Source organism: Mucilaginibacter agri (assembly GCF_009928685.1).
GTDB lineage: Bacteria > Bacteroidota > Bacteroidia > Sphingobacteriales > Sphingobacteriaceae > Mucilaginibacter > Mucilaginibacter agri.
The window spans coordinates 485,264-500,194 of record NZ_WWEO01000045.1 but is presented as its reverse complement, the minus strand read 5'-3'; the positions used below and the strand labels follow the sequence as shown (position 1 = coordinate 500,194).

10 protein-coding genes are annotated in these 14,931 nt (G+C 43.2%); all 10 read left to right on the top strand.

The genetic code is table 11. The features are described 5' to 3' along the window. The first annotated feature begins 186 nt into the window (after window positions 1–186). On the top strand, window positions 187–600 hold the full coding sequence (locus GSY63_RS22395; protein WP_166588077.1) for a hypothetical protein: 414 nt from the start codon (window positions 187–189) through the stop codon (window positions 598–600). Window positions 601–602: 2 nt separating this feature from the next. Beyond that, window positions 603–1,739, top strand: a complete 1,137-nt coding sequence (locus GSY63_RS22390) for a sensor histidine kinase (protein WP_166588076.1) — start codon at window positions 603–605, stop codon at window positions 1,737–1,739. A gap of 18 nt (window positions 1,740–1,757) precedes the next feature. After that, a complete protein-coding gene (locus tag GSY63_RS22385; RefSeq protein WP_166588075.1) occupies window positions 1,758–2,687 on the top strand; it encodes an alpha/beta fold hydrolase in 930 nt (309 codons plus the stop codon). A gap of 170 nt (window positions 2,688–2,857) precedes the next feature. Further along, window positions 2,858–4,477 (top strand): DUF6377 domain-containing protein, encoded by a 1,620-nt coding sequence (locus GSY63_RS22380; RefSeq protein ID WP_166588074.1) that lies wholly within the window; start codon window positions 2,858–2,860, stop codon window positions 4,475–4,477. A gap of 211 nt (window positions 4,478–4,688) precedes the next feature. Beyond that, window positions 4,689–7,685: a SusC/RagA family TonB-linked outer membrane protein gene (locus GSY63_RS22375; protein WP_166588073.1), complete on the top strand. Its 2,997-nt coding sequence runs from the start codon at window positions 4,689–4,691 to the stop codon at window positions 7,683–7,685. Between the two features lie 11 nt (window positions 7,686–7,696). Further along, window positions 7,697–9,286, top strand: a complete 1,590-nt coding sequence (locus tag GSY63_RS22370) for a RagB/SusD family nutrient uptake outer membrane protein (protein ID WP_166588072.1) — start codon at window positions 7,697–7,699, stop codon at window positions 9,284–9,286. A 13-nt stretch (window positions 9,287–9,299) separates the two neighbouring features. Continuing rightward, window positions 9,300–10,352, top strand: a complete 1,053-nt coding sequence (locus tag GSY63_RS22365; protein ID WP_166588071.1) for a SusE domain-containing protein — start codon at window positions 9,300–9,302, stop codon at window positions 10,350–10,352. Window positions 10,353–10,411: 59 nt separating this feature from the next. After that, on the top strand, window positions 10,412–12,865 hold the full coding sequence (locus GSY63_RS22360) for a glycoside hydrolase family 31 protein (protein ID WP_166588070.1): 2,454 nt from the start codon (window positions 10,412–10,414) through the stop codon (window positions 12,863–12,865). 10 nt (window positions 12,866–12,875) lie between these two features. Then, window positions 12,876–14,303, top strand: a complete 1,428-nt coding sequence (locus GSY63_RS22355) for an alpha-amylase family glycosyl hydrolase (RefSeq protein ID WP_243749319.1) — start codon at window positions 12,876–12,878, stop codon at window positions 14,301–14,303. Window positions 14,304–14,589: 286 nt separating this feature from the next. Continuing rightward, a complete protein-coding gene (locus GSY63_RS22350; protein WP_166588068.1) occupies window positions 14,590–14,814 on the top strand; it encodes a hypothetical protein in 225 nt (74 codons plus the stop codon). The last annotated feature ends 117 nt before the right edge of the window (window positions 14,815–14,931 follow it).

The following is a 14,931-nucleotide window of genomic DNA, read 5'->3' as shown; positions in this document are numbered from 1 at the left end:
GGTATAAATTTTCTATGCCTGGAAAGATATTTCTATTAAATACATGTTTTGTACAAAGGAAACCATAATTGATACATTGATAGCCTCCGGTTTCTACCTCAACTTTACTTCATCAAACAGATTGAATTAACAACCAAAAGGAGTATTTCGGTGAGTTTGGTAAAATGGTCATCTAAAATAATCTTTATGAGAAGAATAGGTTGTTTTTCGGTAGCTACTTTCACAAGTATCATCATGTTTATTTCAGCAAGAATAAGCTTCAGGTTTAAAAACGAATTCATTGGCAATGTTGATGGGGCAGACGCTTCACTCGTTATTCTTCAGGGATTCTTACTAATTAAATATATAGCCTGCACTGTAGTACTGATGCCAGGCAAGGTTAACCTTAACCAGCTTGCGCTCGGTTTTTTGACAGCCGATCTGCTGGCGGCTATAGCAGGTATTTTCTACGGGGCGTTTTTAGTACTGCCAATACCGATCATTACCGTTCAGATTATTGTAATCGGTGGATACCGGTTATTTGAGCACAGGCAAATGATCTCTATAAATATAGATGAGCTATCACAAATGAAAAAAGGGTTATTAACGGAAGGGATGTAATTATGCAGGAAAAATGGCTAACTAACAAACGCGAAGGGCAGGCAATGATTAACAGGTCTGGCATTTCGCCCGAATACTCTGGTGAGGGGACTTACGTGGGGTATTGGAAATTACTCCTTGGTGCAAACAAGCTCACATTTTGCTCTAAAGTGCGCAAAATGCTCGAAATAACCCGTACAAAAGAAAGTGGTATGCGCGCCATATTAAAACTGATGCAACCCGAACAACGCCGTGAGCTTATTTTCGAAATGCAGCAAGCTTGTAGTAACGGGATCAACTTTGAACGCAACGTGAGGTTAACCACCTCAAAAGGCAAAGTAAAATGGATGCGCATAACCGGGATACTTTATTACCGCCGCTGGGGCAAAGCGGAGCAAATGGTAGGCACCATTGAAGATATGACCCAAAAGGTTAACGAAGAATGCATGAGCCTAGCTATTGTAAATCACGAATTGCGCGCACCTCTAACCATCATCAAGCTTAATACTCAAATGCTGATCAATCAGTTTGCGGGCACATTAAATAAAGGGCCGATAAAGCTGTTAAATAGTGTAGACCAGCACATTGACAACATGACGAAGGTATTAGAAGATTACCTTTGCACATCGCACGATGAGCTGAGGGTAAAACAGCTTAATCTTTCTGTTTTCGATATCCACGATGTAGTAGACACCGTGATAAACGAAATGAAGACGTTACATACCAGCTACCGTTTTTATAAAGAGCCTGGCGAACCGCTGATGGTTAGGGCCGATAAATACCAGATAGTGCAGGTGTTGATCAACTACATTACCAATGCCGTTAACTTTTCACCTACCTGTTCGCACGTAAAAGTTAATGTATCTTATGTAAATGGTGAAGTTGAGGTTGCTGTTCACGATCAGGGGATAGGCATACCATTTGGGCAAGAGCAGCAACTGTTTCAACGCTTTTATCGCTGCGACCAAAAGGCTGTAAGGCAAAAAAACAGTAAGGGACTTGGTTTATACCTTGTAAAAAAGATCATTACTGAGCATTATGGTTCTGTAAGGGCAGAACGGGGTAAGGAGGGTGGCGCTGTATTTTACTTCACCCTTCCATTGCATGAAGAGCAAAAGTTTGCAAGAACACATTACGCAGTAGCCAATGCAGGTTACTGAGAATTTTACCCATACCTTATGAAGAAGAAAAACATATTTAACATTGGTTTTACCCTGTTGTTGGGGATTGTTTTAAGCGTTAATACATTAGCGCAGACAAAGCCTGCCGCGCCGCCGGCAAATTTTAAAAGTACCATAGCAAAAGTAAACGGCATTAATATCCACTACGTAATCGGCGGCAAGGGGCAACCTTTGGTGCTGGTACATGGCTTTGGTCAGAATTGGTATATGTGGAATAGGTTACTGCCCGAACTCTCTAAACATTTTACCGTGATAGCGCCGGATCTGAGAGGTTTGGGCGAATCTGATAAACCGGCAACTGGTTATGATAAGAAAACTATGGCCAGTGATATACATGCGCTGGTACAAAAACTAGGTTTCAAGAAAGTAGACATAGCCGGCCACGATATAGGTTTAATGGTTGTTTATGCTTACGCAGCGCAATACCAGTCTGAAGTAAACAAAGTGGCTTTGCTGGATGCCTTGATCCCCGGCGTACAACCATCATGGGATACCTATACAGCAAAAGCATGGTGGTGGGGTTTTTTTGGATGGCCTGCCTCGGGAGACTTGGTTAGAGGTCGCGAACGAATGTTTTTAACAAATTTCTGGCCCGTGGTTGGTTATGTAAAAAATGCGTTTACCAAAACAGAGAGCGAAGAGTTTATTCGTGCGTATGCTACCCCTGGCGCAACTACAGGCACGTTTAAATGGTTTGCTGCATTTTCGCAAGATGTAAAGGATAACTCGATATTGGTGAAAACTAAACTCACCATGCCACTACTTACCGTTGGTGGCGATCATAGTACCGGAGAGTTTTTGGGAGATGTGGGCCGCGTAGTGGCTACTCATGTAACCGAAGTAAAGATTAAAAATGCAGGGCATTGGCTTGTACAAGAACAAACAGCCCAGGTTCAAAAAGCATTGCTCGATTTCTTTTTAAGATAGCAGGAGTATGACTGTACCAACGGAAGTTTTTCCGCATGTCTGATATAAAAAGTAAAGCCTTAATATTTAACTATATTAAGGCTTTATTGCTTTTATGTAATTTTAAGCTGCCAAAAGTTGTTATTTTAGCGCCTTATAAACCACCAGATATTTAAATATTCCTGATTATAATGAAGCTATCGGTATTGCTTGTTTTTTGCTTGTGCCTTGTATTTGAATTGGATGCACGCGCAGCTAACGATAGCTTACTGAATGCATTAAACAATGCCCTAGCCAATAAAGAAACTTACGTTGCCAAAAAGCAAGGGCGTATTAATGCGCTCAACGGCAAATTAGCGCAAACGCCAACCACGGCGGACCGGTACAGCCTATACCTGGCACTATATGATGAGTATAAAGCCTTTCAGTACGATTCGGCTTATAATTATGCCAAGAAGGCTGAGATCACGGCTACACAGTTAAAAGATCCAAAATTGATCGCGTCTGCAAAAATGAAACTGGGATTTTCGCTGATATCGGCTGGGATGTTTAAAGAAACATTGGAAACGCTCAATAGTATAAAACTCGCTAACCTCACCGACAGCAGCAAAGCCGAATACTATTTTCTGAAGGCACGCAGTTATTTCGATTTATCGGATTTTGACCATAACAATGATTACGGTGCGATTTATAATCCCCTGGGTACTAAATGCATCGATTCGGCACTTAGATTCAGCAAACCCGGCACTTACAATTATTTGGCGCTTAATGGTCTGAGATATCTCAGAAATGGCAATTATTCTGAAGGTATAAAAGATTATACGGCCCTACTTAAGTTGCCGAACCTCACTGCGCATGAGTTTGCTGTGAGTGCCTGTTCACTAAGTTTTATTTATGAAACACAAGGCAAACAGGATGAGTCAATAGCCTTGCTCATCAGGGCCGCGATTGCCGATCTGGAATCCGCTACTAAAGAAACAGTTGCTATTTATAAGCTTGCCGACTTTCTATACAAACAAGGCGATCTCAACAATGCCTTTGTATACATTAAGCAAGCCATGGACGATGCCACTTACTACGGTGCGCGCCACCGCCAGGTGCAAATAAGCAGCATTATGCCAATTATAGAGGCCAAACGTATTAAGACTATTGAGGAGCAAAGGCGCTCGCTTTTCATTTATTCGTCTATTATTACGGTGCTGGTATTCTTTGTTATCGCTTTTGCATTTATCATTTTCAGACAGTTGAAAAAACTGCGCATTGCTGATAATATTATTAAAGAAGCCAACGCGACGCTGCAAGAGAACAACAAGTCGCTGGAGAATCTTAACAAGAGCCTGAGTACAGCCAATAAGATCAAGAACGAATACATTGGCTATTACTTCAACGTAAATTCTATTTATATCGAAAAGCTGGAAAGTTTTCAGAAGTCACTTGATAAAAAATTGACCAGCAAGCGTTACGAAGACGCGCACGCCACGCTCAAAAGCCTTAACCTCGAAACCGAGCGTGAGCAACTGTTCGATACCTTCGATAAAGTATTCCTAAGATTGTTCCCCAACTTTATTACCAAGTTTAATGAGCTGTTCGCCAGCGAAGAAGAAATCTGTGTTCCTAAAGGACAATTGCTAAGTACCGAGCACCGTATTTTTGCCCTCATTCGCATGGGCATTCACGATAACGATCGTATTGCCAAATTGCTAGGCTACTCCGTTAATACCATCTACGCCTACAAAAACCGAATCAAGAACCGCTCGCTGGTTTCGAATGATGAATTCGAGCACCGAATTATGGAAATAGAGGCCGTTTAAGGCTATAAATCCTTTATTTTTAATCTATATTTCCCACTCTTGGTATTTGATTTAACTAATTGGTATTCAATTTATTAAATCAACAAACCGTTCTATATTTTCTATATTGAACCTTTGCAGTATTGTGTTTCGCATAAGGTGTGCTTTTCTTTGATTTGGATTTGGATCCAATACCAAATTCAGCAAAACCAATTTTAAATCATACCAATTAATGAAACAGATTTACTTTTTAAGGTACAGGTTTCTGGTGCTTTTTATTTGCCTGTCTAACTGGGTTATGGCCCAAACAGGTACAATATCAGGTCGCATCATCGACGAAACCAATCAGCCACTTCCGGGCGCTACGGTTGTTTTGAAAGGCACCACCATTAGTGCCGCCGCCGACCCCAACGGTTATTTCAAATTAGTTAAGGTGCCGTCGGGCCAGCAGGTCCTGGTTGCTACATTTATCGGTTACCAGGCGCTGGAACAACCGGTTACGGTAAGTGGCGCCAACACTACGGCAAACATTCAACTTAAATCATCAACCGTGTTGCTGGAGCAGGTTGCCGTAATTGGTTATGGTACCGTGCGTAAAAGCGATGCAACAGGTTCTGTTGACGTAGTTACCTCCAAAGATTTTAATAAAGGCGCGGTAAACTCCATACAAGATGCGTTAGTGGGTAAATTACCAGGTGTAACTATTACTTCAAACAGCGGTGCACCAGGTAACACATCAACCATCAAAATCCGTGGTACTACTTCCATCAGTGCAAGTAACAGTCCGCTGATCGTAATCGACAACGTGCCAATCAGCAACGTGCCGGTAGGTGGTACAGCTAACTTGCTGTCGACCATTAACCCCGACGATATCGAAAACGTAACCGTGTTGAAAGACGCCTCCGCCACCGCTATCTATGGTTCACGGGGTTCGAGTGGTGTAATTTTAATCACTACTAAACGTGGTGCTAAGAAGTTTACTGTTGGTTACAATGTAACTACTTCGTTGTCGGTTTTGCCGAAACAGGTGCCCGTGTACAACGGCGACGAGTTCCGCGCGCTAATCAATAATGTTTATGCGGGTCAAACAGCAGTTACATCTTTGTTGGGTACCGCAAATACCAATTGGCAAGATCAGATCTATAAAAACGCTTTCGGGCAAGATCATAACCTGAGCTTCTCCGGCACAGCTAAGAACTTGCCATACCGTGTTTCTGTAGGATATAATAACTCAGATGGTATTTTGAAAACGTATAATTTTCAGCGTACAACAGCAGCTATTGGCTTAGATCCAAGCTTGTTTAAAAATACGCTGAACATTCACATCAACATTAAAGGTTTATACAACACCAACGATTTTGCCGATCAAACCGCAATTGCAAATGCAGTTAACTACGACCCTACAAAAGAGGTTTACAATGGCAATACTCGCTGGAGAGGTTATACCACCTGGACTACTAATGGTAACACCGACATAAACGGTGCACCTGTAACCTTGGCCCCGGCTAACCCAGTGGCTCGTTTAGACCTTACCGATAACAAATCAACTTCGAGAAGAAGCATTGGTAATGTTCAGTTCGACTATAAAATTCCGGGTGTATCGGGCCTGCGTGCCAACGTAAACTTAGGTTATGACTATGCGGAAGCTTTTGGCCATAACAACGTAAGGGATAGCACGCAGTGGGTATATGTTCCCGTTGCATCGGGCGGCCAGCGTTCAGTGTACAATACTGTAAATAGAAACCAACTGGCAGAAGCTTATCTGAATTATAAAAATGATTTTAAATCTATTGAAAGTACTGTTGATGTAACAGGCGGTTATTCGTGGTCGCATTTTTATACACAAGGCAACTCTCAACTGTCCGATTATAGTGGCACAGTTTCTAACCCGGCTGCGCCTTACAAAACCGAATACTACCTCGCTTCTTTCTTCGGCAGGGCCAACTATACTTTCAAAAACCGCTACATCTTAACCGCTACGTTAAGAGACGATGGCACCTCTAAATTTGCGCCAGAAAACCGCTGGGGTTTATTCCCGGCAGGTGCTTTAGCATGGCGTATAATTGACGAGAGCTTCATGCGCAACAGCAAAACCTTCTCTGACCTGAAATTACGCGTAGGCTACGGTAAAACTGGTCAGCAAGATTTGGGCGATAATAACAACTACCCATATCAGGCGCGTTTCACCAAAAGCGATAACGGATCGAGATACCAGTTTGGCAGCACTTTCTACAATACCCTGCGCCCGGAAGGATATGATGCCGGTATTAAATGGGAATCGACTACAACAGCCAATGTCGGTGTTGACTTTGGTTTCTTTAACAACCGCTTAACCGGTAGTATTGATGCTTATAATAAGAAAACAACAAACCTGCTTATTGTAACCAACGTACCCGTGTTAAGTAATTTCTCGGCAACCCTGTTGCAAAACGTTGCTGATATGAATAACAAAGGGATTGAGTTAAACCTGAATGCTGCGATTATCGCTACTAAAGATTGGAACTGGCAATTGGGCTATAACGTCAGCTACAATAAAAACAAGGTTACCAAACTAATTGGCGGCGAAGGCGATGCAGGCTTTATTTTTCAAAACCAATTTTCTGGCATTGCCGGCACAACATCAGGTCTGATCCAGGCTTCGCAAGTGGGTTATCCTATCAACTCTTTCTATGTTTTCCAACAGATTTACAACTCTGATGGCAAACCATTGGAGGATGCTTATGTAGACCGCAACAAAGACGGCCAGATCAACAGCAGTGACCTTTACTTGTACAAGAAGCCTGATCCTACGGTATTGATGGGTATCAACTCACATGTATCATACAAAAGATTTGATTTCACTTTCTCGGGCAGAGTAAGCCTGGGTAACTATAACTATAACAACGTTGCAGCAGGTAGTACTTACCGCGGCTTGTATTCGTCTTTAGGTTACCTGGCCAACCAAACCAAGGCTGCAGATGATACCAAATTTACTAACGCGCTGCAAACCGTGTACTCAGATTACTATATCCAAAATGCTTCATTCTTCCGTATGGATAACATGAACCTGGGGTACACCTTCCCGAATTACCTGCACAACAAGTTAAAACTACGTGTTACAGGCGGGGTGCAAAACGTGTTTGTAATCACCAAATACAAAGGTTTAGATCCTGAAATAGCCGGAGGGTTGGATAACAATTTCTTCCCACGCGCACGCATTTATCAGTTAGGTTTAAACGCTAATTTTTAATCAAGACAGTAATGAAACGTTATAAAATATTAATCATACAAGCGGCGTTGGTAGCTTTGGTAACATCATGTACCAAAGACCTTAATACCAAGCCGATAGACCCGCTGGTAAGCACATCGGCAACGGTGTTTGATGATCCTGCATCTTACAAACAATTTCTGGCCAAATTATATGGGGCTATGGCGCTTACTGGCCAGAAAGGCCAGTTTGGCGCAGCTGAGATCCAGGCATCAGACGAGGGTACTACGGCATTTTTACGTGAGTACTGGGCAGCTCAGGAAGTAACAACCGACGAATGTATCAACGCCTGGGGCGATGGTGGTTTGGTTGAATATCACGGTGGCATCTGGTCTGACAATAACCTTTACGTAAAGCTGATGTATGAGCGCTTGTTCATCAACATTGCTTACTGTAACGAATATATCCGCGATGTAAACGCCAAATTGGCTTCATTACAAAGCCCGTTAAAAGATGATGTAACTCATTACCTGGCTGAAGCTCGTTTCTTACGTGCCTACTACTATTACATCGCTATGGATTTGTTTGGTAACCCACCATTTGCTACAGAAGCAGATTTGCCGGGTACATTTACACCTAAGCAGATTTCAAGAACAGATTTGTTCAAATATGTAGAGTCGGAATTGTTGGCTATCCAAGGCGATCTTGCCGATCCGGGCGCTAACGAATATGCGCGTGCCGATAAAGCTGCAGATTGGGCATTATTAAGTCGTTTATATCTGAACGCACAGGTTTATACAGGCACACAACGTAACACCGATTGTATCACCTATTGCAATAAGGTAATCAGCTCGGGCAAATACAGCCTGCACAACAATTACCGTAACCTGTTTTTGGCAGATAATGGTAACTATCGCGACGAGATTATTATGCCGATAGCCGAAGATGGTATCAATACTCAAAGCTATGGTGATATGACCTTTGTGATCCATGCTGCCGTTGGGGGCTCTGAAGATGCTACCAACATGTTCGGTATCCCTTCGGGCGGATGGGCTGGTAACCGCATGACGACAACTTTTGTAAACAAATTTGCCGATCCTTCTGGTAACACAGATTCACGCGCAATATTTTACACTGCCGGTCAAACATTAACCATCACTAACCCAACCATTTTTACACAAGGTTATTTATGCGCCAAGTTTAAAAACGTAACCTCTACAGGTAAACTTGGCAGCAACGATACTTTTGTTGATACGGACTTTCCGCTGTTCAGGTTTTCTGAGATTTACCTGAACTATGCGGAGGCCGTATTGCGCGGTGGTACAGGCGGAGACGCAGGTACAGCACTCAACTACGTTAACGCCATCCGTCAGCGTGCTTATGGCAACGCAACAGGTAATATCAATGCCTCGCAATTGACCCTGAATTTTATGATTGATGAGCGTGGCCGTGAATTGTACTGGGAAGCTTTAAGAAGAACCGACCTGATCCGCTTCGGCTTGTTTACTGGTGGCACTTACCTGTGGGATTTTAAAGGCAACGTACAAAACGGTACCGCTACGGATGCCCACCTGAATATATTCCCGATCCCGGCATCAGATAGACAGTTGAACACGAACCTACAACAGAACCCCGGCTATTAAACCTCAACAAATCATGAAAAAAATATTAACTATAATGGTGTTGTCTGTTGCTTTTTTAGCCGCCTGTAAAAAGGACGAAAGCAATAAGGCCACCGTATCATCAAATATTACAGCACCGGTGCTATCAACCCCGGCCACCAATACAGCTATCGTGGTAACAGCTGCTGACACCATACAACAACTAAAAGTAAAATGGAGTAGTGCGGACTATGGCGTACAAGCTGTAGTTAGCTATTTTGTACAAATTGGCACATCGGGCAGTAACTTTGCCAAGAAGACAACGGTTGGTACTACCACCAACGTCGATACGCTATCATTAACTTATGGTGCTTTAAACAATGCTGTAATGAGTGGCCTTGGCTTGCCTGCCAATGCAACTTCCACTATAGAAATGCGCGTTGGTTCGGCTATCTATGGCAAAGATTCTGTGTTTTCGTCGCCAATTAAATTGGTGGTAACAACTTACAAAGAACTCGCCCCAGCCAAATTGTATGTTCCGGGCGATTACCAGGGCTGGAACCCCGGCGCTGCTGCAACATTGCCATCTGTTACTACATACACTTACGAAGGTTATGTATACATCAGCAATACCAACCAGTTTAAGTTTACCTCCGCGCCAGACTTTAATCACATTAACTATGGCGATGCCGGCAACGGTAAATTGACAACCAATGGTAATGCAGATGGCATAAAAGTGAGCACACCAGGCTATTACAAGCTAAACGTGGATATTAAGAACCTTACTTACGCCACGGCGCTGATTAACACTTTTGGTATTATCGGTACTGCCACACCACATGCGTGGGATTCATCAACCCCTATGACCTATAACGCCGCCAATAACACCTGGAGTGTTACAGTGGCCTTGGTGCCGGGTGCGCTCAAATTCCGCGCTAATGACGCCTGGGATATCAACTATGGCCCGGCTGATAGCAACGCTTTAACAGGTAACCTTATCCAAACCGATGGCGCCATCACTATAAATACCGCTGGCAATTATACGGTAACAATAGATATGACCCAGTCGGCCGGAAAGAAATACCAGTACACGGTAGTTAAAAATTAACAATACATCATCTAATACCCTGTTAGCCGCCTTAAAAGCGGCTAACTTTTTCTTAAACAATGAAGATACATTACCTTGCTATTACGCTGTTTGCCACCTTACTTAACGTAAAACAGGGCTTCTGTCAGCGCAACGGTATTACGCCAACTGGAGCCGTTGTTTCTGTGCAGGCAAACGGACAGAAGATCGCTATTAAAACCAGTAATGCTTCGGTAGAAGTAACTGCATACACGCCATCTGTTATCAGAGTGCGCATGGACAGTAAACCTTTGGATACGGATTTTTCTTACGCAGTTATTGGTAAGGTTACACCCACCAAGGTTAACGTAACGCAAACTGATAAGGAAATTGGTATTGCCACCGATTCACTCAAAGCTGTAATCCAAAAAACGCCTTTCTCTATTGCATTTTACACACCCGACGGTAAAATGATAAACCAGGACGAGCAGGGCTTAAATACATCGTGGGTTGGAACTGCTGTTACCACCTACAAAAAAATGCAGGATGACGAGCACTTCGTAGGCCTGGGGGAGAAAACGGGCGCACTCGACCGGAAGGGCAGTGGCTTTACCAATTGGAACTCCGATATATACGGCTATAGCGTTACCCAGGACCCATTGTATTCAACCATTCCGTTTTACATCGGTATTCACCACGGGCTTAGCTATGGTATATTTTTGGATAATACCTACCAAAGCGATTTTAACTTTGGCGCGAGTAATAATCGATTCTCATCATTTGGCGCACGTGGCGGCGAAATGAATTACTATTTCATCTACCACAAAAAAGTAGCTGATATTATTAAATCATACACCTACTTAACCGGCCGTATGCCCATGCCGCCAATGTGGTCTTTAGGCTATCAGCAAAACCGTTACAGCTATTATCCTGAAGAAGAGGTGATGCACATTGCACACACCCTGCGCGAGAAACGCATCCCGGCTGATGGCATTACGCTGGACATCCACTACATGGATCGTTACCAGTTATTTACCTGGAATAAAGATCGGTTTCCAAACCCAGCTGGTATGAATGCCGAACTAAAAAAGCTTGGCTTTAAAACCACCGTAATTGTTGACCCCGGAATTAAGGTTGAAAAAGGCGCGCCAGCTTACGAAAGTGGCTTAAAGGATAGCGTTTATATTAAGTATCCGGATGGGCAGCCGTATACTGGTCAGGTTTGGCCGGGCTGGTGCAACTTTACGGATTTTACCAGCGAAAAGGGCCGTACATGGTGGCGTAAACAGGTTAACTTCTTTGCCCAATCAGGCGTAAGTGGTATCTGGAATGATATGAACGAGATTTCTACATGGGGCCAGAAAATGCCTGATAACGTGATGTTTGATTACGATGGCAAGCAAACCAATCACCTGCAGGCTCACAACGTATACGGCATGCAAATGGTGCGTTCGAGCTACGAAGGGGCGAAGGAGCACTTTCCCGAGCGTCCGTTTATTTTGAGTCGTTCGGGCTATGCTGGTATGCAGCGCTATTCTGCCATCTGGACGGGCGACAACCGCGCCGAAGATGACCATATGCTGCAAGGTGTGCGTTTGTTAAGCAGCTTGGGCTTAAGCGGCGTATCGTTTGCGGCGATGGATATTGGCGGTTTTACAGGCAACCCATCGATACCACTCTATACCCGTTGGATGGAGTTAGGCACTTTTACACCATATTTCAGAAATCATACGGCTAATCAGGCTAAATCAGCCGAACCGTGGACAATGGGAGAGGACGTGCTGGATATTACCCGGAACTACATTGGTTTACGTTATCAGTTGCTACCTTATATCTATTCTACTTTTTATGAGTCGACCCAAAGTGGGATGCCGGTGGTGAGGTCGTTGGCCATCAACTACACCTTCGATCCGAAGGTAATGGACGCGACTTTTCAAAATCAATACGAGTTTGGTAATGCTTTTATGGTAGCACCGTTTGAAAGTGGTAAAGAGTATGGTAAGATCTATCTGCCGCAAGGAACATGGTATGATCTGTATACAGGTTCTGTAGAAAAAGGAGGCCAGGAAAAAATTGTTCCGCTTACCATCAGCAAATTGCCGGTTTATGTAAAAGGTGGAAGCATTATTCCGATGCAATCGCTGGTGCAAACCACGGCAGAGCAGCCTACGGATACGCTTGATATCCATGTTTACAATGGCAGTACCGCCAACAGCATGGTTTATTACGAAGATGATGGCAAAAGCTTTGGTTACGAAAAAGGCGACTTCTATAAACGGACAATCAATTTCGATCCTCAGAAACACGCAATCACCTTTAATGCTGTCGAAGGAAGCTATACTTCCCATTTCAAACACATCAGGCTGGTATTACATGGTTTCGATAACAGTGCTACAATTACCGCGGGTAAACAACAGATAAAGATTCAGGATGGTAAATATTCATTCCTTAACGCCGCCAGCACCGATATTAAAGAACGTTATTACGCTGACGCTTGCCCCGTTAAATATGCCACAATCAGCAACCAGCAGGGCAGCATCCAATTAAAATATTAAAACAGTGAAAATGATTATTCGAATTGCCAGGTTTAAAATATTGAGTTTAATGTTATTGTTGGTAACAGCGGGCACATTAATGAGTTGCAGCAAAGGAGGCCACGATACACCAACGCCGGTTACCCCGGTTAAGCCACCGCCTACAGATGGGTATAAAGATCCTGCTGCTTACGGAACGCCTTTTACAGGTGTACCGGATACTAAAGACATTATTATGTATGAGGTTAACATCAGGGCGTTTAGCAAGGATGCAAACTTCAAGGGTGTTTTAAGCAGATTGGATTCTATAAAAGCACTTGGCGTTAACGTAATATGGTTGATGCCAATTTACCCGGTAGGGCAAGTTAACGCCGTAAAACCATTGGGTTCACCTTATGCTGTTAAAGACTATAATGCGGTTAATCCAGATTTCGGCACGTTGGACGATTTGCGCAACATTGTTTCTGAAGCGCATAAGCGCAATATGTCGGTGATCTTGGATTGGGTTGCAGATCATACTTCGCCAGATAATGCCTGGACCGCAAATAAATCATGGTATCAGCAAAATGCCAGCGGCGCACTTATACCACCGCCAGGAACTAACTACGCCGACGTGGTAGCTCTGAATTACAACAGCTCGGAAATGCGCACAGCTATGATTCGTGCCATGAAGTACTGGGTGCTTACCGCCAATGTTGATGGCTATCGTTGCGACTACGCGGATCCGATCCCAACAGACTTCTGGAAACAATCTTTAGATACGTTGAAAAAGTTTACAGATCGTAAGTTGATCTTTTTATCGGAAGGCAGTAAACAGGAACAGTTTACCGCTGGCTTTCAAATGAATTATGGCTTTAGTTTTTATTCGACACTAAAGGATATTTTCGCCGGTAAACAGGCCCCAAGCAATTTATTCACCACCAACACCGCCGAGAACAATACATTGGCAGCAGGCGGGGCTAAGCTTAGGTATAGCACCAATCATGATGTGACCTTATCTGATGGCAGCACGGTTGATATTTACAACGGCAAACAGGGCGCGCTTGCGGCGTTTGTGCTTGCCGCATACATGAATGGTGTTCCGCTGATTTATGATGGACAGGAGGTTGGTAGTTCAAAGGAGATCAATTATTTCGCCAATGACCCTATTGACTGGATAACCAATCCGGATATGGTAGCTGAGTATAAAAAGATCATTGCGTTCCGTACTGGCAGCGAAGCTGTAAAATCGGGCACAATGACGGTGTATAATAACGCCGACATAATTGCCTTCGAAAAGAAATCGGGTACCGATGACGTGTTGATATTAGTGAATGCACGTAATAGCGTGATTAACTTTAGCATACCAACCAATCTACAAAACACCAGCTGGACTAACGGACTAACAAAAACCGATCTGACCCTAACAGATCAATATACATTTCAGCCGTATGGCTACTTAGTTCTGAAGAAGAAATAGTCAGAACTTACGTTGATGATTAAACTCCTGTACGCTGCCTGTTAAGGCAAAGTGCAGGAGTTTTTCGTTAAGGAGTAGTTATGAACTCCATTCGCTTCCTGACTTTGCTACACCTCGGTGGATATTAAAATATACAACGATTTCGACCTATATGCTCAATTAGACCCGATTTTAAACCTGTAGTTATATAAAAATATATGCCGGTTAATAATTTTATTTGGTACAGAATTGGATTGGAGATCAGCAACAACATCACATTAGCTATCGACTTTAAAATTACCTTACCATGAGCCAACCTTTACGACTGACCTATCAAAACTCGGATGTAGTATTTTACATCCTCAACAAAAAGCCGTCATTCAGCAAACAACAAATAGAAATTATGCTGAAAGGAGAGACCTATCAACTTCAAAAATCAGAAGGTAAATGGGGAACCCAAAATGCCGAAGATCAGAACTCGGGACTGATAAATGCTATTGGCAATATGATCTCCTTGCGTTATCGGATCTGAGCTTGAAGCCAAAATTTGCATGGCAGAAATTATTCGGTTAATCACCTGTTCAGCAATCGCTTGAACCCAATTTAAAAGCTCATTGCAAAATTCGCCCAAACACTCAGGCTCTAAAAT